Source organism: Cellulophaga sp. BC115SP, assembly GCF_009905545.1.
Taxonomy (GTDB): Bacteria; Bacteroidota; Bacteroidia; order Cytophagales; family Spirosomataceae; genus Flectobacillus; species Flectobacillus rivi.
Genome location: NZ_JAAALB010000018.1, coordinates 1 through 25,808, shown reverse-complemented (window position 1 = coordinate 25,808; position 25,808 = coordinate 1). Strand labels below are relative to the sequence as shown.

Annotated in this window: 24 protein-coding genes and 2 tRNA genes; 21 read left to right on the top strand and 5 right to left on the bottom strand. The window is 34.4% G+C overall.

All coding sequences use genetic code 11. The features are described 5' to 3' along the window. Positions 1-90: 90 nt before the first annotated feature. Complete coding sequence (locus GVN22_RS14620) at positions 91-552, bottom strand: Lrp/AsnC family transcriptional regulator (protein WP_095160424.1); 462 nt, start codon at positions 550-552, stop codon at positions 91-93. A gap of 203 nt (positions 553-755) precedes the next feature. Between GVN22_RS14620 and GVN22_RS14615 the strand changes: the two genes are divergently transcribed. Both GVN22_RS14615 and kbl read left to right on the top strand, forming a co-directional pair. Continuing rightward, complete coding sequence (locus GVN22_RS14615; protein ID WP_166551752.1) at positions 756-1,721, top strand: NAD-dependent epimerase/dehydratase family protein; 966 nt, start codon at positions 756-758, stop codon at positions 1,719-1,721. Positions 1,722-1,737: 16 nt separating this feature from the next. Further along, on the top strand, positions 1,738-2,931 hold the full coding sequence (gene kbl, locus GVN22_RS14610) for a glycine C-acetyltransferase (RefSeq protein ID WP_166551751.1): 1,194 nt from the start codon (positions 1,738-1,740) through the stop codon (positions 2,929-2,931). Positions 2,932-3,117: 186 nt separating this feature from the next. On the opposite strand, the gene GVN22_RS14605 is transcribed toward kbl, so the two are convergent. Then, positions 3,118-4,701, bottom strand: a complete 1,584-nt coding sequence (locus tag GVN22_RS14605; protein ID WP_166551750.1) for a putative maltokinase — start codon at positions 4,699-4,701, stop codon at positions 3,118-3,120. 396 nt (positions 4,702-5,097) lie between these two features. Here GVN22_RS14605 and GVN22_RS14600 point away from each other — a divergent pair. The 4 genes from GVN22_RS14600 to GVN22_RS14585 all read left to right on the top strand — a co-directional run bounded on the left by GVN22_RS14600 (position 5,098) and on the right by GVN22_RS14585 (position 7,925). Continuing rightward, positions 5,098-5,169, top strand: a tRNA-Glu gene (locus tag GVN22_RS14600). 62 nt (positions 5,170-5,231) lie between these two features. Continuing rightward, positions 5,232-5,303, top strand: a tRNA-Glu gene (locus tag GVN22_RS14595). 280 nt (positions 5,304-5,583) lie between these two features. Continuing rightward, positions 5,584-6,831 (top strand): phage integrase SAM-like domain-containing protein, encoded by a 1,248-nt coding sequence (locus GVN22_RS14590; RefSeq protein ID WP_166551749.1) that lies wholly within the window; start codon positions 5,584-5,586, stop codon positions 6,829-6,831. Positions 6,832-7,010: 179 nt separating this feature from the next. Continuing rightward, positions 7,011-7,925: a PKD domain-containing protein gene (locus GVN22_RS14585; protein ID WP_166551748.1), complete on the top strand. Its 915-nt coding sequence runs from the start codon at positions 7,011-7,013 to the stop codon at positions 7,923-7,925. Between the two features lie 286 nt (positions 7,926-8,211). Here the strand turns inward: GVN22_RS14585 and GVN22_RS14580 are convergent, their stop codons facing one another. After that, positions 8,212-9,240, bottom strand: a complete 1,029-nt coding sequence (locus GVN22_RS14580) for a pesticidal protein Cry7Aa (protein ID WP_166551747.1) — start codon at positions 9,238-9,240, stop codon at positions 8,212-8,214. A 162-nt stretch (positions 9,241-9,402) separates the two neighbouring features. Continuing rightward, positions 9,403-9,996 carry a DUF1003 domain-containing protein gene (locus GVN22_RS14575; protein WP_166551746.1) on the bottom strand — a complete coding sequence of 198 codons (594 nt, stop codon included), beginning with the start codon at positions 9,994-9,996 and terminating at the stop codon, positions 9,403-9,405. 425 nt (positions 9,997-10,421) lie between these two features. Here GVN22_RS14575 and GVN22_RS14570 point away from each other — a divergent pair, with 425 nt between their 5' ends. From GVN22_RS14570 to GVN22_RS14500, 15 genes are all read left to right on the top strand, one after another. Continuing rightward, positions 10,422-11,000: an AraC family transcriptional regulator gene (locus GVN22_RS14570; RefSeq protein ID WP_166551745.1), complete on the top strand. Its 579-nt coding sequence runs from the start codon at positions 10,422-10,424 to the stop codon at positions 10,998-11,000. A 280-nt stretch (positions 11,001-11,280) separates the two neighbouring features. Then, positions 11,281-11,487, top strand: coding sequence for a hypothetical protein (locus GVN22_RS14565; RefSeq protein WP_166551744.1), 207 nt, complete (start codon positions 11,281-11,283; stop codon positions 11,485-11,487). Between the two features lie 267 nt (positions 11,488-11,754). Beyond that, the gene (locus GVN22_RS14560) at positions 11,755-12,516 is read left to right on the top strand and encodes an SDR family NAD(P)-dependent oxidoreductase (protein ID WP_166551743.1); all 762 of its coding nucleotides are present in this window, start codon (positions 11,755-11,757) and stop codon (positions 12,514-12,516) included. A gap of 400 nt (positions 12,517-12,916) precedes the next feature. Further along, on the top strand, positions 12,917-13,255 hold the full coding sequence (locus GVN22_RS14555) for a cupin domain-containing protein (RefSeq protein ID WP_166551742.1): 339 nt from the start codon (positions 12,917-12,919) through the stop codon (positions 13,253-13,255). Between the two features lie 111 nt (positions 13,256-13,366). Further along, the gene (locus tag GVN22_RS14550; RefSeq protein ID WP_166551741.1) at positions 13,367-13,597 is read left to right on the top strand and encodes a hypothetical protein; all 231 of its coding nucleotides are present in this window, start codon (positions 13,367-13,369) and stop codon (positions 13,595-13,597) included. A 529-nt stretch (positions 13,598-14,126) separates the two neighbouring features. Continuing rightward, positions 14,127-14,813, top strand: a complete 687-nt coding sequence (locus GVN22_RS14545; RefSeq protein ID WP_166551740.1) for a BON domain-containing protein — start codon at positions 14,127-14,129, stop codon at positions 14,811-14,813. Between the two features lie 126 nt (positions 14,814-14,939). Next, entirely contained in the window at positions 14,940-15,575 is a 636-nt protein-coding gene (locus GVN22_RS14540) for a porin family protein (RefSeq protein WP_166551739.1), read from the top strand. A gap of 399 nt (positions 15,576-15,974) precedes the next feature. After that, a complete protein-coding gene (locus GVN22_RS14535; RefSeq protein ID WP_205690906.1) occupies positions 15,975-18,368 on the top strand; it encodes a glycosyltransferase in 2,394 nt (797 codons plus the stop codon). A gap of 241 nt (positions 18,369-18,609) precedes the next feature. After that, positions 18,610-21,105, top strand: coding sequence for a cation-translocating P-type ATPase (locus tag GVN22_RS14530; RefSeq protein ID WP_166551738.1), 2,496 nt, complete (start codon positions 18,610-18,612; stop codon positions 21,103-21,105). 374 nt (positions 21,106-21,479) lie between these two features. After that, entirely contained in the window at positions 21,480-21,923 is a 444-nt protein-coding gene (locus GVN22_RS14525; RefSeq protein ID WP_166551737.1) for a hypothetical protein, read from the top strand. Between the two features lie 133 nt (positions 21,924-22,056). Continuing rightward, complete coding sequence (locus tag GVN22_RS14520; RefSeq protein ID WP_166551736.1) at positions 22,057-22,509, top strand: peptidase M23; 453 nt, start codon at positions 22,057-22,059, stop codon at positions 22,507-22,509. Between the two features lie 171 nt (positions 22,510-22,680). Continuing rightward, the gene (locus tag GVN22_RS14515) at positions 22,681-23,313 is read left to right on the top strand and encodes a porin family protein (RefSeq protein WP_166551735.1); all 633 of its coding nucleotides are present in this window, start codon (positions 22,681-22,683) and stop codon (positions 23,311-23,313) included. 243 nt (positions 23,314-23,556) lie between these two features. Continuing rightward, positions 23,557-23,712 (top strand): lmo0937 family membrane protein, encoded by a 156-nt coding sequence (locus GVN22_RS14510; RefSeq protein WP_166551734.1) that lies wholly within the window; start codon positions 23,557-23,559, stop codon positions 23,710-23,712. A gap of 177 nt (positions 23,713-23,889) precedes the next feature. Next, a complete protein-coding gene (locus tag GVN22_RS14505) occupies positions 23,890-24,066 on the top strand; it encodes a hypothetical protein (protein WP_166551733.1) in 177 nt (58 codons plus the stop codon). A gap of 385 nt (positions 24,067-24,451) precedes the next feature. Continuing rightward, a complete protein-coding gene (locus tag GVN22_RS14500) occupies positions 24,452-24,688 on the top strand; it encodes a hypothetical protein (protein WP_166551732.1) in 237 nt (78 codons plus the stop codon). Between the two features lie 770 nt (positions 24,689-25,458). On the opposite strand, the gene GVN22_RS14495 is transcribed toward GVN22_RS14500, so the two are convergent. Next, a partial coding sequence (locus tag GVN22_RS14495; RefSeq protein ID WP_166551731.1) for a hypothetical protein occupies positions 25,459-25,808 on the bottom strand: 350 nt, incomplete at its 5' end.

The following is a 25,808-nucleotide window of genomic DNA, read 5'->3' as shown; positions in this document are numbered from 1 at the left end:
TTTACTTAGCTTAATGCTCAGGTTTTAGTAATCGATGACTAATTGATAACTAATGAGTTTAATTCTTAATTCGTCATTCACAATTCACCATTAAAAACTATACGAATACGTGTGTTTGATTTCTTTCAAAACGAATGTGGTGTTGAGGACACCGATGTTTTCGAGTTTTGAAAGTTTGTATTTAACAAAGTCATGATATTCGTCGAGACTTTTGATATAAATCTTTAGTAAAAAATCTACTTGACCCGCCATGTGGTAGCATTCATGGATTTCTTCTAATTGCTGAACAGCCTGTTCGAATTTCTCGATAAACTCTTCATTATGATAGCGCATAGATACCTGACAGATACACATAATAGGGTTATCGAGCAAGGTTTTATCAACAATTGCTACGTATTGCTTGATATATCCAACGCTTTCGAGGCGACGAATTCGCTCATACACGGGCGAGATTGTTAGCCCCAATTGATTGGCGATTTCTTTGGTTGTTACTTTAGCATCTTGTTGTAAAATCCTGAGGATTTTTTTGTCTATTTCGTCTATTGCTTCCATAAAAGTAATTTTTTCTACCCAAATAATATTTTGCCTTCTTGGAAAAGTAAAAATTATGGTAAAAATATTATAATAAAGTAATTTTTATTGAAATAATCTATATGTTTTGATAAATATAACTGAAAATATAAATTTGTGCCAATATAATTACTGAAAAAGTTATTCTTGTCAGTAATATTTTTGAATTACACTCATCAACTACTATGGCAAAAGACAAAATTTTAGTAATTGGTGCCAATGGTCAAATTGGTACAGTATTGCTTGAGCAATTACGCAGCATACATGGTGCAGATCAAGTAATTGGCTCAGATATAGTAGCTCCTCGTGAGGAGAATGGTCCGTTTGTCGTTTTGGATGCCACCAACGTTTTGGCTTTGGTCGAAACAGTTCACCGTCATGGTATCACTCAAATCTATCATTTAGCCGCAGTACTTTCTGCCAAAGGCGAGTTAGATCCTCTTCGTGCTTGGGAACTTAACATGAGAACTCTCTTCAATGTTTTTGAAGTAGCTCGTGAGGTAAAGCTCGATAAAGTATTCTTCCCTAGTTCAATCGCCGCTTTTGGCGATAGCGCTCCACAGTACGATACACCACAAGCTACCTATTTAGATCCATCAACGGTATATGGTATTAGCAAAGTAGCTGGCGAAAACTGGGCTGGTTATTATCATAAACGTTATGGCGTAGACATTCGCTCGTTGCGTTATCCTGGCGTAATTAGTTATCAATCAATGCCTGGCGGAGGTACTACAGATTATGCTGTGGAAATATTCCACGAAGCAGTTCAACATAAGCCATATACGTGCTTTTTGCGTGAAGATACGCTTTTGCCTATGATCTATATGGACGATGCGATTCGTGCAACGCTAGAATTAATGGAAGCGCCAGTCGAAAATATTCGCATTCGTAGTTCGTATAACTTGGCTGGTGTGAGTTTTACGCCTGCACAAGTTACTGCCGAAATAAAAAGGTATTACCCTGATTTTGAGGTGCAATACCAACCAGACTTTAGACAAATGATTGCCGATTCGTGGCCTAAATCTGTGGATGACACGGCGGCTTATCAGGATTGGGGTTGGAAACCACAATTCGACTTGGCACGTATGACACAGGTCATGATTGAAAAATTATCTGAAAAATACCAACAAAAACTCTTAATTACTCAATAATAACCAAGTATTATTTATGTACGGAAGTGTAAAAGAGGCTCTTCAACAAGAGTTAGATATCATCAAAGAAGCAGGACTATACAAATCAGAACGTATTATTGTGAGTCCTCAAGCTGCTAATATTCAAATCAATACAGGTAAGGAAGTACTCAATTTTTGTGCTAACAACTACCTAGGGTTATCGTCTCATCCTGAAGCAATTAAGGCAGCACATGAGGCAATTGATACCCATGGATTTGGTATGTCTTCGGTTCGTTTTATTTGTGGAACACAAGATATTCACAAAGAATTAGAGCAAAAAACTGCTGAGTTTTTGGGTATGGAAGATTGTATTCTTTATGCCGCAGCATTTGATGCCAATGGAGGTGTGTTTGAGCCATTATTGAACGAGCAAGATGCGATTATTTCTGATGAACTAAACCACGCTTCAATTATCGACGGTATTCGTTTGTGTAAAGCGAAGCGTTTTAGATATAAGCACAACAATATGGAAGACCTTGAAGAGCAATTAAAAGCAGCTCAAGGAAGTCGCCGTATTTTGGTTGTGACAGATGGCGTGTTCTCAATGGACGGTACAATTGCGCAGTTAGACAAAATCTGTGATTTGGTTGAGCAATATGGCGCCATGATTATGATAGACGAATGCCACTCATCGGGCTTTATGGGTAAAACGGGTCGTGGTACACATGAGTTTAAAAATGTAATGGGGCGTATCGATATTATTACTGGGACTTATGGTAAAGCATTGGGAGGAGCCTCTGGTGGATTTACGGCTGCTCGCAAAGAGATTGTAGAAATATTACGTCAGCGTTCTCGTCCATACTTGTTCTCAAATACGCTTGCACCAGCCATTGTTGGCGCTTCTATCAAGGTATTAGAGGTATTGAGTAGCTCGACAGCGTTGCGTGATAAATTGGAAGCTAATACAAAATATTTCCGTCAGGCCATGACCGAAGCTGGCTTTGATATTTTACAAGGTGAGCATCCAATTGTGCCGATTATGTTGTACGATGCTAAACTTGCTCAAGAGTTTGCAGCGCGTTTATTAGAAGAAGGTATCTATGTAATTGGGTTCTTTTATCCAGTTGTACCTCAAGGCAAAGCACGTATTCGAGTACAAATTTCAGCAGGACATGATATGGAGCACCTTGAAAAAGCAGTTGCAGCTTTTACTAAAGTAGGGAAGGAGCTTGGTGTTTTGAAGGCTTAGTAAGAAGTTTGTGATTATTTTATAAAAAATAGTAAAAAACACCTGTGATTTGACATGAATCACAGGTGTTTCCATAGTTTTAATACGAGGCATTTATTACCTTTGTGTCTCATAAACAACAATTTATTATTTATTCGGGATAGGTAGTAAAAAATCCCCCTTGCCATTTGGTAAGGGGGATTTTTGTTACATCTTCATTTTCTCAATTTCTCGAATCACGTTGACAATTCCTTTTAATGGAATTTTTACCCAATCGGGTCTATAACTAATCTCATAGCCAAGCTCATAAACGGCTTTTTCTAATAAATAAATCAAAAGTAAGAAGTTGGTTTCATTATTGTTTTTGAAAAGCGGATGAGGATGCCCAAAGGTTTCCAAGTATTTTTCCAAATACGTCTGCATAATTAAACGATACCAGCGGTCAGCGGCAGTTTGTACTCTAAATGCATCCATATCTGCTGTTTCGTTTGAATTAAGCATCTTTGCCGAAATAGCATAATGGTAACTTCTAATCATACCTGCCACATCTTTGAGTGGTGAGTGCATGATTTTTCGATCGGTGATGGAGCTTTCTGGCTCTCCTTCAAAGTCGATGATGATATAATCATTTCCAGTAGCCAAAACTTGTCCTAAATGATAATCACCATGGATTCTTATTCTGAGCGAATCTAAGTCTTTGGTTAGAATCTGGTCAGCAAATTCGTCAATCAACTCTTTCGCTTCCATGAAGTCCCAAGCTAATTTACGAGTCACTGGGTCAGTAATACTTGTATATTTTTCTATCAATAAATTATAGCGTCGATCCAGTAAATCGCATAAGCGTTTATGAATAAATTGGCGATAAGTATCATCAAACTTTTGGGTAGCAAACATCGGTTCAGCCTCAGGCGCATATAGTGCCAAGTGCATTTCGGCAGTGCGTTGTGCCAGCAATTCTACCTGACTGAAAACATCCTCTTTAATAGCAAAGGTTTTATCGACAAACGCCGTTACAAAGTCTGTAAGCTGGTTGCCTGTCATTTCCCAAGTATCAGCCTGATTATCGACCATTCGTTGCATCATCCCAAGGGTAATTTCGCTTTCTGACTCTTGTTGCCAAGTTATGCTTCCTGCAAATGCTGGAATAAAAGCAAAATCAGAGTGCTCGGTCAAAAACTCAATCATTTCAACTTCAGGGTTGGTTTCTTTAAAGAGTTTTCGATAAAGTTTGAGAAAATATTTTTCTCCAAAAACCATTGCCGAGTTGGAAGATGATAAGGTTAATGCCTTTGAAGTAATAGGAGCATTGATGTCTTCACCTGACAGTCCTTTACCACGCACAAAATCAACCTTCCCGTCTTGTTGATAAACTGATTCAGCGTGAGAAATTTGATAAAAAAGAGCCTGTTGAAAACGTTCATCATACAAGGCATCAATCACAAAACCTCGTTTTTCGTTGATATATGCCAAACTGATGATACCAACAGGTGCTATAGCGTTAGATTGTGAGGCCTCTATAAATGATACAGGTAGTAAATAACGCTCAATCTCCTGATTGTCATAGCCAACTTCTACAATACAAAGCAAGGCAATAGAGTCTTTGATAGGGATTTCGAGTGCTGATGCTACCTTAAAATACTGTTGGGTTCTGGCTTTACCTGCAAACCATCGACAACTATTCATGTAAGAGGGAAGAATTTCGGTCTCAAATTTTGAAAATAGTGCCTTATCATTTTTGATATCCTCCCAAGCTTTTAAGGAGCTGAGATTTGTCGAGGTGATTTCATTCATAGTTGATTGTTTACAAAAATGGTATTTTAATGGCTTAAATTTAGAATATATTTAGGTGAAAAAAAAGCATTATCACAGGCTCTAAGGAGTGATTGGGTAGTAATAAAGTATAAATGGGTATGATATAGGAAGCTGTTATGGGAGAAATAAAAAATGTAGCGTTAAAGAAAACCAAAGCGACTCATTTAGGACTAAAACAAACAATTTGTGATTTATGATTGAGTTTTTAAATTACAGTTTGAAAAATTTTATAAAAATAATAAATTCATAATCAGATGATTAAAAAATAATTTCACTTTTTTTATAAAAAACATTTGGAGTGAATGACTTAAAGCTGTAATTTTGCACCACGAAAAACGACAAGGAAACATATTCTAAGCGTTTTTATCCCCATCAGGTCCGTTCGTCTAGGGGTTAGGACACGTCCCTTTCACGGATGAAACACGGGTTCGATTCCCGTACGGACTACAAATATTAACAAGAAGGCGTTGATATTTAATTAGTATTTATTGTTTTGAATTGCCCCATCAGGTCCGTTCGTCTAGGGGTTAGGACACGTCCCTTTCACGGATGAAACACGGGTTCGATTCCCGTACGGACTACACAGAAGTATTTCTTCTACTGATTTTAACCATATAGTACCTTTCGTAAAAGAGGGGTACTTTTTTTTTGAGTTTACACCTAAGTATTCTGATAAATAGATGATTAAATGGAGCATAATTCATGTTTTAGGACATGATTTTTTTCTATTCTCCATTATACACTTATTTATTCTCCAAAGACCCCCTCCATTCTCCAAATTTGTTTTTTTTCATGTGTTTTCATGAAGCGGGTATGTCTCATCACTCAAAAATTTTTCCGTGAGACAAATACATCTAAAACATGAATATACACTATAATTTTCAAGTCATGGAAATTCGCTTTTGCGAAGATGGCAAGAAGCCTAATTCAAAAGGACTCGTAAATCTTAAGGTAGGAATAGTACTTGAAGGATACAAAACCGTATGGATTGCATCTGGAATTCAAGTGCCTGCTAATACATTAAATGTTGATTATCAGGTATGTATGAGTAATGATGGTCAAATAGATAAGTCAAATCTTGAGATTTATAACAATCGTCTATTTAATATTAGAAAGAAGTTTGAAGCTATAAAAATGAGCTTTGAATATGAGAGAATAGCCTATTCTCCAGATGATATTATTCGACAGTTCAGAAGTCCGGTACTTAAACCGATTACCTTTTTAGCTCTAATTGAAAAGACCCTCGCTGAATACACAATTCATTTAACCCATAATACAATTAAAAGTCATAAATCAACCGCTGAGAATGTTAAGGAGTATATTGCATATTCGAATCAATCAACTATTCTCGCCAGTCAGGTAAATACAGATTTTCTGAGAAAACTTGAAATTTATTTCAAAACCGTCCATATACCTAAATCGCACTCACATGGAGCAAAAATGAAATCTACCTCCATCAAAAAAATTATCACATTTATAAAGAAGGTCATAAGCTTCGGAGTAGAAACAGAAGTTCTGAATGCCAAAGAGCTGAAGTACAAGGTTAATACCAACGACGTCTCACAGGATTACTCCCACCTTACTCAAGAAGAAGTACAATCACTTGAAAAGCTTTCTCCCTTTGTTTCTGAGAAATACCAGAAAGTTATTGATTCATTCTTGTGGATGTGTTACACAGGCCAAAGTCATGTAGATACAAGTGGTTTGAGTGAGGCGCAGATTCAGAAGTTAGACAGTGATTTAAGCGACTTAACAATGTTGGGAGGGAAGAGGTCAAAGACTAAGATTGATTATTCTGTAGTAGTTAATGACAAAGCTCTGATTTTAATCGAAAAATATGGCAGTATTGAGAATATCCCTGTTCTACATTTAACAACTATAAACGAGGAACTCAAGATTGTAGGTAAATTATTGGGGCTCAAGGTAAGCCTATCGACCAAAATTGCAAGAAGGACTTTTGGTCAATATTGGTACAAAAAAACAGACATAGCAGATAAGTTTGTATCCAGAATGTTGGGACATAACAAAGCGGATACCAAAAAGTATTATGTAAACCTAGACATGGAGGATGTTGCCCATGCCGTAAAAACTGCAAAAGTGCTTAATTAATTTGGATTATATAAATTACTTTTGCTATCTAAAATTCAAACACCGTTAAAAATGAAAAAGTTAATGTATCTACTACCATTACTACATTTAACCCCCTATTTCATCTCAGATACATGAAAACTCTATACTATTTCACATTACAAATTATTATTAAACGTTCATTCCTAATTTTATTCAAAATGAGATTTTTTAGCCTATTAATTAGTGCGCTACTATTGTTCACATCATGTTCAAAAGAAGAACCCGTAATTGCAGACTTTGAGTTTGTTGAAAAAGAAAAAGGTTTAGTTCTATTTACCAATAAATCTTCAGGAGCCGAAACCTATGAATGGGATTTCGGTAATGGGCAACGGTCAAGCGAAAAGAACCCAAGTTTTCAGTATGATACGAATAAGGAGTATGTTGTCAATTTAACTGCCAAAGGCGCTGGAGGTCAGAATACAAAGCCTAAGTCTATCAAAATATCATCGATACCAGCTCCTGTAATGATTAGTTTTGATTATGTCGAAAAGGATAATGGTTTTGTAACTTTTACTAACAAATCCACTGGCGCTGATTCTTATGAATGGAATTTTGGAAATGGTAAATTATCAACAGAGACAAACCCTACTGTTCAATTTGATGACAATAAGGAGTTTTCTGTGAAACTTACTGGAAAGGGTGCTGGAGGGACTGCCAGTGATACCAAAACAATTAGGGTATCAAAGGTTATAGAACCAAGTGACTTGCTAATTGGTAGCTACTCTGGAAGTCTAAATTATACTTGTTGTTATCTATCCACGGTTAACTCACGATCTGCAAAGCTTAAAGTTGTTAAAGTAGATAAGAATACAGTTAATGCAGAACTAATACAATATGGAACTTATCTTAATGGTAGGTACTACAGCGATATAATTAGTGATATTTTTAAGTTCACAAGCATCAAAGCTGAATCAACTTCAAAGTTTCTGATAAATGAGACCAACACCTCTCTCGATGGAAATAACCAAAGAAAATGTATTGGAACAATCGCTCTTGATGGAAGGAAACTAACTATACATTTTGAAGCAGATTTCTATACGCATAAGTATGACTTAGTGTTGACTAAAGATTAAAAAACATGAGTCATCCCGAATTTTTAGGATTGGGATTATTCTCCAAGTTTTTATCAAAAAGGGGTTGAAAAATATTTTTCGACCCCTTTTTGATGCTACTATGTTAGATATGACTTGACTTAAGACGCAATCATTGCGTCTCTACTGATGGAATACAAATTTTAAATTAATCACTCATTCATTCAATCGCTAAATCACTAAATTAGGGATGACTTATGTTTAAACAAGATATGGTCTTATTAGAAATCTAAGATTATAAAGACAGCCTTATTAAATTGTTATTAACCTATTTTTGGCTCAATAGTTCATTGAGTAAGTCGGGAAGGTTTACAGTGGCGCAAGCAATATGTTCGTCAGTTGCACCATAATAAATATAAAGCTTGTCCTTTAACACTATTGCGCCAGACGGAAAACAAACATTGTTGACCAATCCTGCTTTCTCCCACTCAAACATAGGACTAAATAAAGGGTAAGGAAGTCTTGCGATTTCTACACAAGGATTTGTTAAATCGAGCAAGGCCACACAAGCTGAATAAACGTATCCTTCAAGGGTGTCATGTACACCGTGGTAAATCAGTAACCATCCTTCTTTAGTTTCTATTGGCGGGCATCCACCTCCTATATAACTAACCTCATGTTCATACTTCGGTGACATTAGGATATGCGCATTAAAGTCTAAAAAATAACTTTGCCAAAATGATGGAGTGAGGCTCTCTAGTTTATCCACCTTTACTATCTGAATATCTGGTTTTATTCTATGAATAAAATGGAAATATCCATCTATCTTTCTGGGGAAAAAAATAAGGTTCTTATCCCAAACAAAACTTTGATGGTCGTCGTGAATAAGCTCTTTTTTATATTCATTATATCTTAAATATTTGTCATTTAATGGGGTTTTAGTTTGCGATAAGTGTGCAAATTCATGAAATGGAATACACGGAACTACAATCCCCACCTTTTCGAATTTTTGTAGGTCATCCGAAATTGCTAACGCTCCTAGAGAATTATTCCCATCGTAAGCAGTATAAGTCATATAATAGAGGTTATCAATTTTTACAATTCTGGGATCCTCTATTCCATGTGACTCGAAAGAATTTTGCGGATACAAAATAGGCGTATCTTGGCGTTCACTGATAGACATAGGTCCATCGAGTTTACAATATCCAATTGTAGAGTAATTGTCTTTACTAACGGCTCTATAGAATAAATGAATCACGCCATTTTCTATTAACACAGCTGGATTTAGTACTCCATGGCTTTCAAACCCTAAAGATGTTTTTTCCAATAAAATACCTTCTTTTTTAACTTCTATCATTGTTTTTTTGCTGAAAATGAGTCATTTGTGTAATGGCATTTGTTTGTCCAAATCTTTTATAATCTCCAAGCCTTCGTTGAGTATTGTCATATAACCATGAATAGGATTGTTTATTATACCTTCTTTATTAACCTAGATACCGTTATTTAAAAAACATGTCTATTATTCCTTTACCTTATTTGATAGCTTCAAAAGTTGAGTGCTAAGTTGATGTAGGAGCACTAACTGTTTTTCCTGTGTGTCAAAAAGCGTTTTTATTTGCTCTTCCAGCAGTAGATCCATTTTTTGATGTAAGCTTCTTATTTGCATTTCAGCTTTTAGATTAATTAAATAGTCATTTTCGTTTCTCATTCTGTCTTTTTCCTCTTGTCTGTTTTGACTCATCATAATAATTGGAGCCTGTAGTGCAGCAATACACGAAAGAATCAAATTCATGAGAATAAACGGGTATGGATCAAACTTTAAAACTCCGACACTAAACACATTAAATAAAATCCAAAAGACCAGAATTACTCCAAAAAAGCTAATGAAACGCCAACTTCCTCCAAACAGTGCAACTTTATCAGAAATTTTCTGCCCTTGGGTTAGTATCTCTATTGGGGGGTTAAGTAGATTGTATATAATTAATTTTTCGGCACTTATAGCTTCTTCAACAATCGTATGAAGTTTTCTCAGATGCTCATCTTCATCATTAATTAATTGTGTTACATCTTTTTTTTTATATTGATGATTCTTAATACTTTTTCCTTCTCTCATCTTAGTCAATATTTTTTGCCTATATTTTCCTTATAATCTATTTAAGTCTCCGTCTTCAAAAATTCTTAATAGACCTATTCAGTACGCAGTTTTTCAATCCCATAAAAGCGCTATGTTGACTTTGTTGTAGAATAAATCTTTGATTATAAAGCTTGGTATTAAGCTTCAATTGAACACCAAATATGAAAGTTTTTTTACCAATGAAGTTATATCAATCAAGCTTTTGTTTATATAATTCACAGCTTTTATAAAATATTATTTACCTAATTTAGTGAAATTTAATAAACTGATTTTCAGTATATTAAAATATGAATATTGTCACTAATGTAATTGTTTATTAAAAAAACAGTACCTTTAAACTGGATACAGGGTGCATCTATAGGAGATTTTTCTATAAGTTATAAGAACTTTAAAATTTAAGAAAAATGTTACTATACATAAAATACATGATTAGCCTTCGTTGTAAATTGTTGGTCAAAGAAGAGTTACTAAGAATGGGCTTACACTATATCTCAATTGACCTAGGTGTAGTCGAAATACTTGAAAAGCTCTCTGACGAGCAGTATGAAAAACTGAAGGTAAATCTACAGAAATCAGGATTAGAGTTATTAGACGACAAAAAGAGCATCTTAATTGATAAAATTAAGAATGTCATCATTGAGATGATTCATTACAGCGAAGATATACCCAAAGTTAACTACTCTGACTATATCAGCGAGAAGCTTCACTATGACTATACCTACCTTTCAAATATTTTTTCAGAGGTAAAGGGTATGACGATTCAACAGTTTATTATCATACACAAAATAGAGAAGGTAAAAGAATTGCTACTTTATGGAGAACTAAACTTGACCGAAATATCTTATCGACTTCACTATAGTAGTGTGGCCCATCTTTCTAATCAATTCAAAAAAGTAACAGGTTTATCGCCTTCTTTTTATAAGCAACTAAAACAAAAACGAAATAATCTCGAAACATTAGAGAGCGAATCAGAGACTGTCTAATTAGAAATGAGATATAAGCCTTGTTCGTAATGTGACATTATGGTGTCTTTTTTCGATGAAACCTTTCAGAAAAAGCAAATGGATCAGTCTGTTGATTATTAAAAGCTTACGTACAATTCAATCTTCTAATGTACGCCTCAAGTATAGTAATAAATATGCTCCTCAATAACACAGTAGTTTGTTTATGTGAAATATGTAACTAATTCAGAATTTATGTAACTAATATGTTCTTTATTGTTCTCACCTTTACAATACTCTAACATTCAGTTAAATACTACCTATGAACACAGCACATGTCATCACTGTAAATATTCTTCAAATTACTATGGAAATCATGGAGAAATATCCAGAGCTATCAGAATATCTTACCGAGATGCCCATAACAGTACCCAATGAAGAATCTCCCCTCATAAATTCAGAAACACTTTCCGATTATTTACAGTCATTAGAATATCTTTTAAAAAACTACTCATTTAGTCATTTGTAATTCTTACCCAACTCATCTAAATTTCTTCTTACCATGTCAAAAGAAAAAAAAGCCTCTGAAAAGTCAGAGAAAAAAACGCCCATCAAAAACCTTAAAGAAAAACGTGCAGATAAAGCTCTCAAGCGAGAAGCCAAAAACAAGAAAAGTGAGTAACAGAGCAATGTAAGGATCATTCAGGAATTACTTATTGTATCGACGGGTTCGATCAAAAGAATACTGTTTTGTTCCTAGCATATCATCCATTTACTTTAACTTCTAAGCAACATCATGAAAAAACTAGAAAATAAAGTTGCCATTATCACAGGAGGGGCAGGAAGCATCGGAAAAATAACTGCAAAACTATTTATGGAGGAAGGTGCAAAGGTTTTTTTGGTAGATACCAACGAACCAGAACTCCAAAAGATTGAAGATGAGCTAGGAGGTGTGCGGATTAGATACTGTGTTGCAGATGTTTCCAATTCAGATGATACACATCGTTACGTGATGGAAGCTCTAAATGAGTTTGGAGGAATAGATATTTTTTTCAACAACGCTGGGGTAGAAGGGGTTGTTCAATCCATCATCGATTATCCAGAAGCTGTGTTTGATAGGGTGATGGAAGTAAATGTTAGAGGCACCTGGCTGGGTATCAAGTATGTAGTGCCTCACATGAACAATGGCGGAAGCATCATTATCAGTTCTTCCGTTGCAGGACTAACAGGCTTTGTCAACCTCAGTGCCTATGTAGCAAGCAAGCATGCTATTGTTGGGATTATGAAAGTGACCGCATTGGAAGTTGCTCACAGAAACATTAGAGTAAATGCTATACATCCTTCACCTGTAAATAATCGAATGATGCGTTCAATTGAAGAAGGGACATCAGTAAATAACTCAGGAGATGTTAAAAGACTTTTTGAAGCGAGGATTCCTATGAAACGCTATGCTGAACCTATTGAAGTGGCTAGTCTGGCCATGTTTCTCGCTAGTGATGACAGTCAGTTTATTACAGGAACCTCTCAAGTGATAGACGGTGGCTTGTTGGCTGGATAATCAATTAATATTTTGTCTCAAATTTGTCAACAAATTTCCCATATTAGGATGAACAAACATCATAGTATCGATACTATTTACTGTTTAAATGCATTAATCCGTGAATTATGTAAATTGAAAAATGTTTTCTGTAAGATAAAATAACCAAATACTTATCACATTTGTGAAGTAATTGTCAATCAGAATTTATGTAAACTATTTGCTCTGATAACCATCATTACAATTAAGGAAAGGCTTTGAAAATTAATGATGTAGAGATAGTTAAGGCGAAACAAAATGAAATGAGAGCAATAAACACTAGTATGGTCAAAGAGACAATCTCTCTAAGATGTGAGCCAATCAAGCTACTATAAAATCATCGAAACATATCTCCTTTAAATCATCTTCAACCCATACTTAATTGGAAAACTCAGAATTTGAAAAAGCCAAGGTTTTTATCATTGTCGAAATCGTTGAATACGTTCCGAATTCAGTAGTAATAAAGACTATTATACGTAAAACCACGGGCAATGTTACAGTCGCTTCATTTGACTCAGGCGAAGCTCTATCTGGAAAAGTATCAGCTTTCGATACATTTATTCAAGTCATTGAGGGACAAGCAGAAATAGAAATTGATGGTAAATCTAATCTTCTTGCAGTAGGGCAATCTATTATTATTCCTGCGCATAAACCCAATACTATTAGGGCTAATGTGAGATTTAAAATGTTGTCCACTGTAATCAAAAGTGGTTACGAATAAAATATTATCTGAACTTCAACTCACGGTTGACTATCAATCTAATTATTAACACGTTACATCCTGACTTATAATCCTTACACGAAGACTTAATTTTTTAAACATAAATAAATCATGAAATCAAATAATATAATTATAGGAGCTTTAGTGGTAATTGGTGCCGGTACTTTAGCAGGAATTATTCTTGCCAACTCCAAGGATGGTATCGGAAAAAACCTACAGTATAAAGGGAAAGAGTATCTTGTTAAACTAAAAAGGATGTATGAAAACCTTCGTAAGAAATCAGCTAAATACGACAGCCCACCCTACGTAGAAACCGTTGTATTAAGAAATAACCCTAAGTAAGACACATGGAATCATTCAAGAAAGCGATATAACAAAACAAAAATAAAACCTTTAACCTCTATATCTTACATAGACCTATTATTGAGTGTTCTACGAAATTCAAATTTTATCTCACTTGCTTTTAATGTTGATAATGCTGTGACTATACCCAATACAGACAAAAATTTGAGTTAATGAGCTAATATAATGGAAAGTGCTTGGAATAAAAGAGGAGTAAGATTTTGCTCCTCTTTTGAAGAAATCAACTGATAAACACATAATTATAAGGTTAGGGCTTGTGTAGGTAGATGGGTAAAATGATTTTTTTAATAATAACTAAGTGTTAAGCTTAGGCTAAAAGTTCAATTCTTTTTTTGATGAAATAATGGAAGTATTTTCACTTAACGTCTATTGCCAATAATTAAAAATAATACCCAGTCAATTAAAGTATGATTTTTTGATTACTAAGAAATATACTATCACAATTCGTTATTTGTATTACTCCTTATCAATACCGTAACAAATCCAATATTATCTAAATTTGACAACCATGAATAGTAACGAAGTACTTCAGAAAGACGTTCAAGAAGCCATAAAATGGGAGCCACTGTTACACGCTGCAGAAATAGGTGTTACCGCCCAAGACGGAGTTGTCACACTTTCAGGAACCGTAGATAGTTATATCAAAAAATCGGAAGCTGAGCATGCAACTAAAAATGTACCAGGGGTAAAAGCTATAGTTGAAGATATTAATGTAAAGTTTGTGCTATCCGATATCAAAGACGATACTGATATTGCCATAGAAGCTCTCAATAATCTGAGCAGTAGCTGGGCGGTTCCCAAAGATAAAGTCAAGATAAAAGTCGAGAATGGTTGGGTAACACTAGAAGGAATTGTTTTTTGGAATTATGAAAAGCAAGGGGCTTATCAGGCCGTCAGAGGGGTTTCTGGAGTAACGGGTATTACCAATAGGATTCTTATAAAATCTGGGAGTCACGATGAAATCGAAACAAGAAGGATCGAGGATGCACTCAGTAGATGCAGTTCACTCAACGGATTAGACATCAGAGTTAAAGTGGCTGGTCACTCAGTAACCTTGAGCGGTCATGTGCATTTTTTGTTTCAAAAAGACGAGGCAGAGCGTGTTGCTTGGAATGCCCCAGGTGTATGGAATGTCGATAATGAGCTAGGTGTGCAGTATAAAGTACAAAAATGGCTTGGAGAAATTAATTTTTAGGACGAATCCAAACTTCTGTCGATATCCTAATAAAGAAACAAATCTCTATTTTTTAGAATATTACATGCAACGACATTTCCTGTATGCCTCTAATTGTTTGGACACTTATTCACTAATTTATTGCTAATGATGAAATTACTGTACCAAACTATAGGGCTTACCATCGCTACTTTAATTTGTACAAACGCACAAAATTTTAGTGACAAACGAGATACAGTCATGCTGGGTTTCAAAATAGGTATGAATTATTTTAAAGTATATAGAGTACGAAATCAAGACTTTGTTACGGAACCTAAGTTAGATGTTGTAGCTGGTGTTTACCTTGAAATACCTATTACTATAAAAATGGGTATTCATCCAGAGATACTATTTTCAGAAAATGGCTTTGGGGCTTCTGGAAAGTTATTGGGACAGCCTTACAAATTTTGTCGAAGTACCTCCTATATTGACTTTCCTATCTTCTTTACCTACAAGCCCAATAAATTATTTACTATTTTGCTTGGTTCTCAATATTCTTATTTGATTAAGCAAAAAGACTATCTTCTCTCAACCGTTCCTGCTCAAGCGCAGGAATTTATGAAAGGAAATCCCAGAAAAAATAGTTTCAGTATAGTATTAGGTGTAGACATAGTGTTGAATCATTTCGTTTGGGGGATAAGAGTAAACAAGGATTTAAGCATGAATATGGCAGCCAGAGCATCCTTGATACCTTTATACAAAAATATCTGGATTCAGGGGTTTGTAGGATTTTGTCCTTATTAAAAAGTTATACGTATATTGATTATCGTTACTTTAAAACTTGTGAGCTTTATCAGAGCATATAACAAATATGAATATCTATTTAAATTGAAAGGAAGGTTTAGTAACATAGGTTAGGGAGAACAGAGGGTAAATCGTCCTGTAGTTTTACGGGACGATTTTTTATTTTTGATAATCAGTGAAATATATAAAATTGCTTATTCAGGATGTAAAGCATCTTGAGTTAAATTAAATAACTTTATATCGTCTAATAACTACTAATCAATCTCTTAAGTGGTACTACCATTAATTACCCAGTCAGCTGCCTTAGCTTTCATACAATCTTGCTTGCCTGCTCAGACAGTGTAGTTTAATGATTCTGTCAAAGGAAGCAACCACACTCATAAACAAAATTTTCAGAAAATGAGAAAGAGAATCTCCCTTATCCAGCCACAATCGCTGATTGAAACAGAATTGACTAATTCAATCGAATTCATGCAGTTAGATGAAAAATCAATAGATTTACTTTTACCTGAAATACTATTTATTACCTCCTATCCTTCTCGCGAATGCGGTATAGCTACTTATTCTCAAGACTTACTGAGGGCGTTAAATAACAAATTCCAATACTCCTTTTCTTTAAAAGTATGTGCTGTCGAATCAAAATTGAGCGACTATTCTTACGGGAATGAAGTAAAATATGTTTTCAACACAAGTTTTCCTAAACTTGCCCTACGATTGGCAAAGGATATTAACGATGATGAATCTATCCAAATTGTTGTTGTGCAACATGAGTTTGGCTTTTTTAATCAGCATCCAGAAATATTCTTGAAGTTTTTGAGTCTCCTAGAAAAGCCTATTATAATTACATTTCACACAGTTCTTCAGTCGCCTGATGAGACGCTCAAGTTGCATGTAAAGCAAATTGTTAACGTGGCATCATCGGTTGTGGTAATGACCAAATTTTCTTCAGAGGTACTCAAAAGAGACTATCAAGTAAACATCAAGAAGGTAGCGGTGATACCTCATGGTACTCACTTGGTATCACAATTAGATAGAGATTTACTTAAGACTAAATACCATTTATCAGGAAGAACGGTTCTTTCAACTTTCGGTCTTTTGAGTTCTGGAAAAAGTATAGAAACAACCTTGGAAGCCTTGCCTGCTATAGTCTTACAAAATCCGAGTATACTTTTTTTAATCATTGGAAAAACTCACCCCACAGTTGTTCAACAAGAAGGTGAAGTGTATAGACAAATGTTGAAAAATAAAATTACTGCTTTGAAATTAGAGAAGCATGTCAGGTTTATTAATGCCTTTTTACCAACCCATACTTTACTAGAATACTTACAACTTTCAGATATTTATCTATTCACCTCAAAAGATCCCAATCAAGCTGTGAGTGGAACCTTTTCTTATGCTATTAGTTGCGGGTGTCCAGTTATTTCCACTCCAATTCCGCATGCCATAGAGGTTTTGCAAAACAATTCTGATTTGATTTTTGACTTTGGTAACAGCATACAACTCACTGAAAAAGTAAATAGTTTATTAAGAGATAACTCCCGAAGACAAAAAATAAGTTCAGATGGACTCCATCGTATGGCGTCTACTGCTTGGGAAAATGCAGCTATTGCACATGCTATTCTCTTTGAAAAAACGAGTAATCAACAAATTCACTTACATTATCGGATTCCTGATATTAACTTGGAGCATATCAGAAAAATGACGACAAATTTTGGGATAATTCAGTTTGCTAAAGTAAATCACCCTGACCTAGATACTGGTTATACATTGGATGACAATGCACGTGCTTTAGTGGCATTTTGCCAACACTATGAAATTACGAAAGACTCCAATGACTTAGTATATATTAGTATCTATTTTCAATTTATCCGGTTTTGTTTACAGCCAGAGGGCTACTTTTATAATTATGTCAGCGAAACTTATCATTTTACAGCACAAAATACTACCTCCAATTTGGCTGACTCCAATGGTCGTGCTATTTGGGCATTGGGTTACTTGATTTCAATTAGACATCTACTCCCTGTGGGACTTCTTTTGGAAGCTGAAAAAACCTTACAGGATGCCTTGCCAAGTATGAGTAAAGTACACTCTACTCGAGCTATGGGATTTGCCATTAAGGGCTTATATTATGCAAATTTATGTAAGTCCGATTTTGAGTATGTACCTTTAATTGAGCAACTATCCGATAGATTAGTACAAATGTTTCGACATGAGGCTAATCACAAATGGGAGTGGTTTGAAAGCTATCTAACTTATGCAAATAGTATTTTGCCAGAATCAATGCTTTGTGCTTGGTTGTCTACACATAACCCCATTTACAAAAATATTGCAAAATCATCCTTCGACTTTTTACTCTCAAAAATTTTCACTCCTAATTCCATCAGAGTTATTTCTAATAAAAACTGGTTACAAAAAGATGACGAAAAAAAACTTCATCATATTGGTGGCGAACAACCAATCGACGTAGCCTATACCATTTTGGCACTCCATAAATTCTATGAAGTTTTCGAAGAAGAAGAATATTTAAACAAGATTGAAGTAGCTTTTAATTGGTTTTTAGGAAATAATCACTTGAAACAAATTATCTATAATCCTTGTACAGGAGGATGTTACGATGGTTTGGAGGAACATGCTGTGAATTTGAACCAAGGTGCTGAATCTACTATTAGTTATCTTATGGCTAGGTTGACGGTCGAAAAACTATTTGTAACCATCAAAAAAATCAGCGCCATCAGTCGTACCGAAATCCATTTACTTATCAATTATGCAGAGCAAAAGGTTATTACAGAATAAGATGACACACTCTCTAATAGAACCTTGTCAATAGTATAAATACAGATTTTGGAATTAAAATCATAAAGACTCTATATAATTTCAGATGAGTAATTGTTGTTTTACCAACATCCTTCATGAAAAAACTCTATCCTTTGTTAGGGAATCATTTTGGACTTAACCATACATTCCTACTGGGGTATTCTCACCCGATAAAAGCTTGGATAGTTCGTCTATTTTTTATACTTAAAAACTCATAAATATGTACACAGATTCGTTTGGGTATCATGGTTTAACTAACAATCAGGTCTATTCGGCACGAAACAAGTACGGAAATAACGTTCAAAACTTCAAGCAAGAAAATACTCTTTGGATCTCTCTAAAAGGTTTATTAAGAGATCCAATGGTCATTTTATTATTTCTCACAGCTTGTATTTATTTCATTAATAGGAAGTTTGGCGATAGTTTTTTTTTGACATCAGCGTTGGTATTAGAATGTGCTATGTCATTATATCAGGACACCCGAAGTCGAAATGTACTCGAAAAACTCAGGGGAATTACTCAACCGAAGTCAAAGGTGATTCGAGCAGGCAAAATTAAGCAAATCAGAAGCGAAGAAATAGTTATCGGTGACTACCTCTTGGTTGAAGAGGGAGGTATTATTACGGCTGATGGACAAATTATCAACTCGCATGATTTTTCTGTTGATGAGTCAACACTCACGGGCGAATCCTTACCTATTTGGAAAAGTATTCACTCGGAGTCAGATATGGTTTTCCAAGGCTCTATGGTATCAACTGGTACAGCAGTTGTCATTGTAAAAGCAATCGGCAATCAAACTCAACTTGGTAAAATAGGAAATAGTCTTGAACTCATTAAAGATGAGAAAACTCCATTGGAGATTCAAATCACCAATTTTGTTCAGAAAATGGCATTGATTGGTCTTTTTGTTTTTATTTTTTTCTGGGGGATTAACTTTTATCATTCCAAAAAATTACTTGATAGCTTGCTACAAGCACTTACTTTGGCGATGAGTATTTTACCTGAAGAAATACCCATTGCATTTACCACCTTTATGGCTATAGGCTCTTGGAGGCTAATGAACCTAGGGATTATTATAAAACAAATGAAAACCGTCGAGACCCTAGGAAGTGCTACTGTTATTTGTACTGATAAAACTGGCACTATCACCGAAAACAGAATGAGCCTAGCTAAGATTTTTTCACTGGATACCCAACAGACTACTGTGGTAAATCACTTGTTAACTGATTTTGATAAGGAGGTACTGTCTTTGGCCACATGGGCTAGTGAAGTAATTCCTTATGATCCAATGGAGATAGCTTTGCATGATGCGTATTCGAATTTTGTGAAGGTAGACAACCGACCTAAGTACAAAATGGTACAAGAGTATGCTCTTGGAGGCACGCCACCTATGATGACTCATATATTTGAAAACGACATAAATCAACGAATTATAGCAGCTAAGGGAGCTCCAGAGGCACTAATCAAAGCGTCAAATTTGACAAAGCAACAAATACAACAAATTGAAGAAGTAAACATGCGCTTGGGGCTGGAAGGTTTTCGTGTTTTGGGAGTTGGCGAGGCAAAGCTTTTGTCTAAACAATTTCCCTCAGACCAAAAGGATTTTAGCTTTGAATTTAAAGGGTTAATTGCCTTTTATGACCCCCCAAAACCTAATATTAGATCTGTGCTAGAAAGCTTCTATCAGGCTGGTGTTAAAGTAAAAATTATCACAGGCGACAACTCTGCCACTACGGTTGCTATTGCCAAACAAATAGGACTTGAAGGCCATGAATTCTGTATTACAGGAAACGAACTTATGGAGCTTTCTGATGAAGTCTTGCAAAATAGAGTTTCATCTATTAATATTTTTTCAAGAATGTTTCCCGAAGCAAAACTCAGAGTGATTAATGCACTAAAAGCAAACCACGAAATTGTTGCCATGATTGGTGATGGTGTAAATGATGGCATGGCGCTCAAAGCAGCACATATTGGTATAGCTATGGGTAAAAAAGGGTCAGAAATAGCCAAACAAGCTGCCTCATTGGTTTTGATAGATGATGATTTGACAAAATTAGTCAATGCTATTGCTATGGGAAGACGAATTTACGCCAATCTCAAAAAAGCTATTCAATATATTATCTCTATACATATCCCTATTATTCTTGTCTTATTTATTCCTTTAGTGTTAAATTGGACTTATCCCAATATTTTTTCTCCTGTACACATTATTTTTCTGGAATTAATTATGGGACCCACATGTTCAATTATCTACGAAAATGAACCTATGGAGAAAAACATTATGAATCAAAAACCACGACCAATTACTACTACTTTTTTTAATTGGAACGAATTAATTATCAGTATTTTACAGGGACTTGTCATCGCAGCAGGAGCCCTCTTTACTTATCACTACGCAGTGACTTTTCAAATGGAAGAAGCCTTGACCCGAACTATGGTTTTTACGGTACTCATTGGGTCAAATATTTTCCTCACACTTACTAATCGTTCAGGATACTATTCAATATTTATAACAATTCAGTATAAAAACAACCTAATATGGTGGATTTTGGGTATTACCGTATCGCTGTTAGTCAGTATATTATATATCAAACCAGCAAGTGCATTTTTTGAGTTGGTGCCCCTCAATTTTACTCAATTTGTAATCTCCGTTTCAATAGCGTGTATCAGTGTACTGTGGTATGAATTTTTTAAGTGGGGCAAAAGAATTTTATAAAACGATGTTTTTCTTGTTTTTTGTTCACTTTAAAGTTCTCCTTTGTAGGCTATTTGATGTCTAATAGGTCAATAATTTGATGAAGGTATTTACTTTACCTCACGACCATTGTACTCTATATAGAGGATAAGCCTAGTTGAGAATGGATACATTCGATTATAACTGAGTTGATGAATGGAATTCTGTATTTGGTAGTTCACAATGCTTCAGATTATTAAATAATGTGATACACTTTGTAGATCTTACTATATTCAACAAATTGTAAAGTATTTAAAATCAGTGATATATGTATTTTAAAGTGTTAAGTATGTAACACTTTAGGTCTTGAATAATCCCAACTTTGTGTTATCAATTCAATTAAACATTTAGACAGTATGAATTTGTTAATATGTAAAGTACTAATAAGAGTTATATCGCTTATTGCACTGACGCTCACTCTTTCTTCTTCATTTCTATCTTGTACCAAAAAAATATCCTTTTTAACTTCTTCTGTGGTTCCAGCTGCCAGAGGCACCATTCAAGTGCATAGGGATAGGAATATGAATTATGTTATTCACGTAGACATAACAGAGTTAGCAGAGGTTTCACGTTTGACACCTCCCAAACAATACTATGTAATCTGGATGGAATCAGCTAGTAATACTCCTAAAAATATTGGTAAAATCAGTAGTACAAAGGGGACTGTGTCAAGGCAGTTGAAAGCTAGTTTTGAAACGGTATCAGCCACAAAACCTACCCGTATTTTTATTACCGCAGAGAATGACCCAACAATACAATTGCCGAACAACCAAATGATTCTTTCTACAGATTCGTTTTGATACCCGTTGTTTAAAGAAGTCTATTAATACCATTAATAGACAACAGCGTATTTGAACAGGATTTGACTTTATGGATGTTAGAAATAGCATCATGAAACTTTTTAACTTCATTTTTACTTTAAATCTCAATAACATGAAAACATTTTTTTTGACTTATATCCTTTTAGGAGGATGTGGTTTGACAACTGTGTCGAGCTGTAATAGTCCAATCAAAAAAGTAGACCATGCTAAAGCTGCTGTTATGGAAGCTGATAGTAATTTAATTAAAGCTAACCAGGAGTACCTTAAAGAAGTGGCACAGTACAAGCAAGAAACAGCTGAAAAAATTGCGATGAATGATAAAAGTATCGCAGAGTTCAAAGCAAGAGTTGCACTTGAAAAAAAGAGCGCAAAAAAAGATTATCTATTAAAAATAGAAAAACTTGAGAAGAAAAATAGTGACCTCAAGAAGCGCATGGACGAATTTAGGGCGGACAACAAGAAGAATTGGAAAGCTTTTAAAAAGGAATTTAATCATGATATGGATGAAATAGGTAAAGCCTTTAAGGATTTAACTGTAAAAAATGTTAAGATTCCCAAAGAATAGTAATCTCTCTATTTTCTATCAAATCTTCAAAAACAATGTACAACAATCAATTTGTTGTGTATAGTTTAGTCTCTGATAACACATACTTTCGGGCTACTGCATCTATTTTTTAGATATAGATAACTACTAATGAGACTACTAACTTTATTGACTTACTTAAACATTAATATTATGAAAAGTTTTCTTATGTTGATAACAACATTAATTATTTTGTTATCGTCACCCCTTTATGCACAAACAGAGGTAAGTTTTTTCAATTTTGGTCTAAAAGCTGGAGTAAACTACTCTAACGTTTATGACACACAAGGTGAAAAGTTCATCGCTAGTAGCAAATACGGGGTAGTATTTGGAGGATTTGCTACTATTTTATTTGGAAAATTTTTGGGTATTCAGCCAGAAGTATTATACTCCGAAAAAGGTTTTAAGAGCACTGGACGAGTATTAGGTAGTGATTACGAAATGACCAGAAACACTGACTATGTCGATGTTCCTTTATTACTAGCGATTAAGCCCATTCCTGCGGTGGCTATTTTGGTCGGTCCTCAGTTTTCTTTTCTAGTGAAGGAGAAAAATACATTTAAGACCTCTACCACTAGTGTGGAGCAAGAGAAGGAATTTAAGAACGATAATGTTAGGAAAAACTTACTCTCACTTGCAGGAGGAGTTAATATCAACTTTGGACACTTTGTTTTAGGCGCAAGAGTTGGTTATGATTTGCAACAAAATAATGGAGATGGTTCTTCTATTACTCCAAGGTATAAAAACGGATGGTATCAGGCAACGCTTGGATTTAGATTTTTGTAGACATTACTATAATAGCATAGCCTAAATCTTACCGATATGAGAGATTTATCGATGGACTTTATCTACTTTTCGCTGATACATCTTTGTGTCTTGTTCTTTGCTTTCATGCTGTATCAATCATATAGATGGAGAAAATTGAAGCGAAAAAGAAGAATAATACGAGAACAAACGCTTGCTGATGAGACTGCAGCCATAGAAAATACTCAAAATGAATAACACTTATCAATCATTAATGACAAATAGATGGGGAATTTACTTTATACGATAGCTGTCATACTCGTCTTATTGTGGGCTATTGGTTTTATTGGATACAATGTGGATGGAATAATTCATATTCTGTTAGCCGTTGCAGTTATTGCTGTGGTATTGAGAGTCGTTAGAGGAAAGCGTCCTCTTTGAACAGGATGTTTTTTCGTGATTAGGATTTCAACTCCTTTCATGAGTATCCTAATATCTCTAAAAGTTTATTTTGACTAATGGCGATAAAGAGTTCCCAATGTATCACACAATGAGTATAGTCTGGCTAATTCTTGAACAAAAAGTAGTATAATTTTTTAATAAAAAATATTCATCATTATGAAATCAGTAAAGCAACAAGTTACAGAAAAAATTTCATCTGCCATTTACAAAGCTGTCATCACTTCAGATACAGATAAAAAACTGAAAAAATCAATAGATAAGTACTCCAAGAAGATTGCTAAAAGGGTGATCAAGTTAGGACTTAGAAGTAAGTTGGAATTAAATCATAGTTAACATGCCACTTTTGTACAATCAAATTTATATGTGTCGATTGATTCCCTTTATATAAGTTGTGATTTATACAAAACACATGCGAGTTTCAGTAATATACATTATGGATAAGTTCACATTTTTATATAATTAGCTGGTTATACTTAAAATTGATTCCTATTTGATTAGATAAAATAGTTCTTTTTCTGATAGTACTCAAAAGCATGAATCAATCCAATATTCAAGTCGTTAGAAACTATTTACCTCTTACGTATATACAAATATTTGACATATTTTGTGCTAAAGCGAAGGTTTCTTGATTATGAATACCATGACTAGGATTATTCTATTTATAATCAGTACTTTAAGTAGTAAGATTATTATTCAAATTTATTAAATACAACAAATCATGAAAAATAGCAGTGTATTTTTAGGAGTATTAGCCGCTTTTGGCTTAGGTACTTTAACTGGGATGTTGATAGCCAGTTCAAAGGACGGAGTAGGAAAAGACTTGACGGAGAGAGGAAAGAACTACTTGGAAAAGCTTAGGAAAAACTATGAAAGTGTTAAGGATGAAATCGCTCACAAAGACTTCAGTATTTTAATTGAAGATGAAAAATCTCCTGTAAAGAATATATCTAAATAACATTTGTTTAGGTCTGTCATTGTTAATCTATCATCAAATTGATAATTATATTTTCTCTGTGTATCAGAGTGATAATTTATATGTGTCTAAATTAATTTCTTGTGATAGTATCTTATATTGATAAATGCATGCTATAGTGGTACTTTACACTTTAGCAATTCAACTATTTTAGCAAAAATAAAAAAAGAAATTACAAGTAATAATAAAGCATAGATAATAGAAGAAGCAATTATAGAAAGGTAAAAAAGTTGTACATTGTCAAATATCCTGCAAAACCTTTGATTCATCTATTTCAAATAACAAAAAATAAGGTTTAAAATATGAAAATGTTTAGATATTTTTTACATTGTTACTGAAAACAATTTAAAAGTCCTGTACAATTATGGGGCTTTTTTATTGAAGTGTTTGAAGCGTTTTCGACTGAAATAAAATACTTCTCTAAAAACAACCTAAAGATAACATCATAAAGGCTAATGTAGGTCTATCAAAAAATCAAAGACACATTACATCATATCTAATTCAAAAGGCGTAATATTTTCTAGAAAAATTGAAATACTCCAAAATAGAAGATATTACATGATACTCCACTTTCCCACAATTCCACGACAGATGTTTCTCTTTATATTTCTTTTATAGGAATCTCATTTAAATACAATTAATAATGTTCTTACTTCTCCACTTACATAAAGTCGTTATTTTTAAAATTAATCATTCAAATTACATCCATGTTTGACGGTTATTCATTTGAATATTTCGTTGTCAGGTACTTTTCACCAATAATACTCTTTCTTTTCCTCTGCAGTACCTTCATTTGCCCATCTTTCATAGACGTATGTCCCATCTTCAAGATACCCAGCCACTCCATCAGGTCTCGTTCCATTTCCAAATTGATAGATAGGAATACCATTGTAATAGTCTAAAATGGTTTTTGTATCAATACCGTGTTGGTTTGTCTGTGGTGTATAAGGGTCAGTGGTGAATGTCCATGTACCATTTTGTTGGTATTGATATACAATCGTTCCATCGTAAAGGTATCCAAACGCAAATTGCCCCGTAGGTCGTTTTGAATCCTTAAGCTTGTACACGTCTTTTCCTTCCCAGTTTATTTGCACTGTTGCTG

What these genes read in the sequence shown, in the direction of transcription:
- GVN22_RS14590 (WP_166551749.1), top strand. Translation starts at nt 5,584, where the DNA reads ATGAATATACACTATAATTTTCAAGTCATGGAAATTCGCTTTTGCGAA.
- GVN22_RS14520 (WP_166551736.1), top strand. Translation starts at nt 22,057, where the DNA reads ATGAAAACATTTTTTTTGACTTATATCCTTTTAGGAGGATGTGGTTTG.
- GVN22_RS14515 (WP_166551735.1), top strand. Translation starts at nt 22,681, where the DNA reads ATGAAAAGTTTTCTTATGTTGATAACAACATTAATTATTTTGTTATCG.
- GVN22_RS14540 (WP_166551739.1), top strand. Translation starts at nt 14,940, where the DNA reads ATGATGAAATTACTGTACCAAACTATAGGGCTTACCATCGCTACTTTA.
- GVN22_RS14570 (WP_166551745.1), top strand. Translation starts at nt 10,422, where the DNA reads ATGTTACTATACATAAAATACATGATTAGCCTTCGTTGTAAATTGTTG.
- GVN22_RS14545 (WP_166551740.1), top strand. Translation starts at nt 14,127, where the DNA reads ATGAATAGTAACGAAGTACTTCAGAAAGACGTTCAAGAAGCCATAAAA.
- GVN22_RS14550 (WP_166551741.1), top strand. Translation starts at nt 13,367, where the DNA reads ATGAAATCAAATAATATAATTATAGGAGCTTTAGTGGTAATTGGTGCC.
- GVN22_RS14525 (WP_166551737.1), top strand. Translation starts at nt 21,480, where the DNA reads ATGAATTTGTTAATATGTAAAGTACTAATAAGAGTTATATCGCTTATT.
- GVN22_RS14615 (WP_166551752.1), top strand. Translation starts at nt 756, where the DNA reads ATGGCAAAAGACAAAATTTTAGTAATTGGTGCCAATGGTCAAATTGGT.
- GVN22_RS14500 (WP_166551732.1), top strand. Translation starts at nt 24,452, where the DNA reads ATGAAAAATAGCAGTGTATTTTTAGGAGTATTAGCCGCTTTTGGCTTA.
- GVN22_RS14535 (WP_205690906.1), top strand. Translation starts at nt 15,975, where the DNA reads ATGAGAAAGAGAATCTCCCTTATCCAGCCACAATCGCTGATTGAAACA.
- GVN22_RS14605 (WP_166551750.1), bottom strand. Translation starts at nt 4,701, where the DNA reads ATGAATGAAATCACCTCGACAAATCTCAGCTCCTTAAAAGCTTGGGAG.
- GVN22_RS14510 (WP_166551734.1), top strand. Translation starts at nt 23,557, where the DNA reads ATGGGGAATTTACTTTATACGATAGCTGTCATACTCGTCTTATTGTGG.
- GVN22_RS14580 (WP_166551747.1), bottom strand. Translation starts at nt 9,240, where the DNA reads ATGATAGAAGTTAAAAAAGAAGGTATTTTATTGGAAAAAACATCTTTA.
- GVN22_RS14560 (WP_166551743.1), top strand. Translation starts at nt 11,755, where the DNA reads ATGAAAAAACTAGAAAATAAAGTTGCCATTATCACAGGAGGGGCAGGA.
- GVN22_RS14585 (WP_166551748.1), top strand. Translation starts at nt 7,011, where the DNA reads ATGAGATTTTTTAGCCTATTAATTAGTGCGCTACTATTGTTCACATCA.
- kbl (WP_166551751.1), top strand. Translation starts at nt 1,738, where the DNA reads ATGTACGGAAGTGTAAAAGAGGCTCTTCAACAAGAGTTAGATATCATC.
- GVN22_RS14565 (WP_166551744.1), top strand. Translation starts at nt 11,281, where the DNA reads ATGAACACAGCACATGTCATCACTGTAAATATTCTTCAAATTACTATG.
- GVN22_RS14505 (WP_166551733.1), top strand. Translation starts at nt 23,890, where the DNA reads ATGAAATCAGTAAAGCAACAAGTTACAGAAAAAATTTCATCTGCCATT.
- GVN22_RS14620 (WP_095160424.1), bottom strand. Translation starts at nt 552, where the DNA reads ATGGAAGCAATAGACGAAATAGACAAAAAAATCCTCAGGATTTTACAA.
- GVN22_RS14575 (WP_166551746.1), bottom strand. Translation starts at nt 9,996, where the DNA reads ATGAGAGAAGGAAAAAGTATTAAGAATCATCAATATAAAAAAAAAGAT.
- GVN22_RS14530 (WP_166551738.1), top strand. Translation starts at nt 18,610, where the DNA reads ATGTACACAGATTCGTTTGGGTATCATGGTTTAACTAACAATCAGGTC.